This is a genomic window from Chrysiogenia bacterium (genome assembly GCA_020434085.1).
Lineage (GTDB): Bacteria > JAGRBM01 > JAGRBM01 > JAGRBM01 > JAGRBM01 > JAGRBM01.
Genome location: JAGRBM010000567.1, coordinates 1 through 3,278, shown reverse-complemented (window position 1 = coordinate 3,278; position 3,278 = coordinate 1). Strand labels below are relative to the sequence as shown.

Here is a 3,278-nt window from a genome sequence, read left to right as displayed (position 1 = left end):
GAGAATGAGAGCGGTGAGCGTAGTAATTCGGTGGTGAAACAAAGCGATGCCTCCACATATTTTGCCCAAGATCCGGTTGCTTACCCGAGCCGGAATTCTAGCACAAGTGACCCCCAGTGAGCCCCGGATCCGCCGGCGGGGCGCCCTTCGGGACCAGCGCGGATGCGGGCAAATTTTCCCTGTTCGGCGCTCGCCCAGCGCGCTTGCGGCCCTCAGCGCCGCCCGCCGCGCAGGCCCAGTTCTGGTGCGGGGATCGCCAACCTTGCGATTTTGTTGGTGAATTGCTATATAAGTCCTCACGTAGTCAGTTTGGCCCCCGGGGCCAGAGACTGTCAGTTCTGGTGAGGGTTACTTGTTTCGGTCGCGGAGATCCGGCCATGCAAGAGGCCCAAACACATCCCCACTGCAACGTCTGCGGCAAGCAGTTCGTTCCCAAGTTCCGCTTTCAACTCGAAAGCGCGGATGGCGCGATCCCGGCTCCCTATTGCTCGCAGAGCTGCCGGATGCGCGCCGCTGGCGCCAGCAGCGCGGCCCCCGTGCAGGCAAAAGTGCCCTGCACGGCCTGCGGCAATGCCTTTGCGCCCACGCTGGCGGCCCAGACCATCCAGATGGGCGGGGGCACGGCCTACGCATGCAGCCCTGCCTGCCGCACCCGCCTGCTCGAGAGCGCGCCCCCGGCACGAACCGTCCGGCGCATTGCCGTGATGAACCAGAAGGGCGGCACCGGCAAGACCACCACTTCGGTAAACCTGGCCGCGGGCCTGGCACAGGAGGGCAAGCGCGTCCTGCTCATCGACATGGACTCGCAGGGCTCGGTGGGCGTCTCGCTGGGCATCGCCGGTGAACATTCGATCTACCACGTGCTCGTCGACGGGCTCTGCCCCTCGCAGGCGGCGGTCCCGATCCGCGACAATCTGGACGTGGTCACTTCCAACGAAACCGTCGCCTCGGCCGAGATCATTCTCACCGGCGCGAGCCGCCGTGAGAAAATCCTGGCCGAGCGCTGCAAGAACCTGACGGGCTACGACTACATCATCATGGATTGCGCGCCCTCGCTCTCCATCGTCAACCAGAACGCGCTCACCTTCGCCGACCACGTGATCATCCCCGTGGCCTGCGACTACCTCTCCATGGTGGGCGTCAAGCAGATCCTCAAGACCCTGCGCCGCATCGAGGAAGTCCTGGTCCACCCGATCGAGGTGCTCGGCGTGCTGCCGACCTTCTACGACGCACGCGCGCGCATCACCCACGAGGTCGAAGCGAACCTGCGCGCCCACTTCGGCGAGAAAGTGTTCGATCCCATCCGTTCGAACACCCGGCTCAAGGAAGCCCCCTCACACCGCAAGACCATCTACGAATACGCGCCGACTTCCTCGGCCGCCGAGGATTACACCGCGCTCACCCGCAGGGTGGAAGCCCTGTTCAACCAGGCTGAAAGCAGCTCGCAGGCCGCCCTTCGCGCGGCCGCGTGCTGATTGAAGAGATTTAGAGAAGGATCGAAAGACTTATGAAGAAGAACGTCGCCCTGGGAACCAGCCCGCTCACCGAAGAAGATGCCATCATGGACCAGACTTTTTACCGGCATCCCGGCCGTCCCGCGGGCGGCGCCCGCAGCGGTCCGCAGGCGCTTCCGCGCACCCAGCCGGCGCGCGAGAAACCCGCGCACTACAAGATCGTTTCCATCAGCCTCTACAACGAGGACATCGAGAACCTCGAGCGCCTGGTTTCCGAGCTCAAGGCCAAGGGCCACACCAAGGCCAACAAGAGCCAGCTCATCCGCTACGCCCTGGCCACCGTCGACATCGACGACATGCCCAAGATGATCTGAACCGACAGCCCGATCCGACAACCACGACACTGCCATGACGGGAGCGCGGTCCTTCGGGGCCGCGCTCCCGACTTCTTTTGGGGCTCTGATATTCAGATCACGTAGGCCGCCCGGTCCTGCGCCAGCAGGTCCCCGCAGTCCATCCCGCTCTGGCACGCCAGTTCCGTCCCGACGCCCCGTCCGCCGGCGCAGTCGCCGGCCAGGTAGAGGCCGCGCACAGGGGTGCGGTGTCCGGGCCGGTTGATGCCGACCTGGCCGGGCGTCTGCCCGGTCGTCACTGCTGCGCCGTTGCTCTTGCCGATCCAGTCGGCGGTGTTCTTCACCGTGAAGGTGTCGCAAAAGATCGTGTTTTCTTCGAGTCCGGGCACCATCTCGTGGAGCGTGCGCATCATGTTCTCGATCCACTTCTCGGGGCTGTCCGTCAGCTCGACATCGAGCGTGGGCGCCACCGAGCAGGCGGTGATGAGCTGGTGCCCCTCGGGGGCAAGATTCGGGTCGTAGTTGCTCGGCACCGGCGCATAGATCGGCGTGAAGCTGGGGACCCTGCCCGTTTCGAGTTCCTCGAAGGCCTGGGAGAGCAGCTCGTCATCGAAGCCTTTGAGGCGCAGGGGCGTCCCTCCAACGATGGAACCTGCCTTCGTGACCCGCTTCTTCAGACCGATCTTCGCCTGCACCGCGATCATCGAGCCCTTGATCTCCTCGGCCCGCTGGACATATCCCGCGGGGAAGGCCTGCCTGCCCGTCAGATGAACCACCGTGTCTTTCATCGATGTCGTGCTGACCACTGCCTTGGTGGTGATGCGCTTGCCGCCACGAACCCGAACGGCGACCACCCGGCCGTCGCGAACCTCGATCTTCTCCACGCCCGAACGCATTCGCACTTCCGCCCCGTGGCTCTCTGCGCCCTGGAGGAAGGCCTTGGGAATCGCCACTGCGCCGCCCTCGGGGTAGCTCAGGTTGAAGTCATTGAACATCCGCTGCAGACACCAGATGGATTCGCCCGCCGATGCCTCCCAGGTGGGAAGGATGAAATAGAGCCCGAGCAGGAAACCGATGAGCGAGCGCACGTGCGCATTCTTCGTATATCGGCGCATGAACTCATCAATCGTGATGTGGTTGAGCCGCTCGATCTCCGGCTCGCGCATGCTCAGGATGTCACGGAAGAGCCGGTACATGTTGGGATACTCGGTGATCGGAATCCCCATCTGCAGCGCGCCCTTCACCAGCGCCGGCGGCATCCGGAAGGGACTGCCCGGCATCACGACGTCGAGATTCATTCCGCGAAACCAGGTGGTGTCGCGCGTGTGCCGAAAACGAACGGGCGTCCCCATCCCCAGCCGCCTGGTGCAGTCGCCGAGGGGCCCCTTGTTCCCGCGCGTGAACAGGTGCGTGCCCATGTCGACCTGGAAGCCCTTTTTCTCGTAGTAGGAGAGCGAGCCACCCGGGCGCG

The 3,278-nt window shown here is 64.3% G+C and carries 3 protein-coding genes; 2 read left to right on the top strand and 1 reads right to left on the bottom strand.

Going from position 1 to position 3,278, the window contains the following annotated elements; genetic code table 11:
* The first annotated feature begins 608 nt into the window (after positions 1-608).
* Together KDH09_18665 and KDH09_18660 are read left to right on the top strand one after the other, a co-directional pair.
* Positions 609-1,475 (top strand): ParA family protein, encoded by an 867-nt coding sequence (locus KDH09_18665; GenBank protein MCB0221727.1) that lies wholly within the window; start codon positions 609-611, stop codon positions 1,473-1,475.
* A gap of 32 nt (positions 1,476-1,507) precedes the next feature.
* Positions 1,508-1,828 (top strand): hypothetical protein, encoded by a 321-nt coding sequence (locus tag KDH09_18660; GenBank protein ID MCB0221726.1) that lies wholly within the window; start codon positions 1,508-1,510, stop codon positions 1,826-1,828.
* Between the two features lie 92 nt (positions 1,829-1,920).
* Here KDH09_18660 and KDH09_18655 read toward each other — a convergent pair.
* The coding region (locus KDH09_18655) for an NAD(P)/FAD-dependent oxidoreductase (GenBank protein MCB0221725.1) at positions 1,921-3,278 on the bottom strand (1,358 nt) is incomplete at its 5' end.

Coding starts and splice junctions, on each gene's coding strand:
- KDH09_18665 (MCB0221727.1), top strand. CDS start 609: ATGGGCGGGGGCACGGCCTACGCATGCAGCCCTGCCTGCCGCACCCGC.
- KDH09_18660 (MCB0221726.1), top strand. CDS start 1,508: ATGAAGAAGAACGTCGCCCTGGGAACCAGCCCGCTCACCGAAGAAGAT.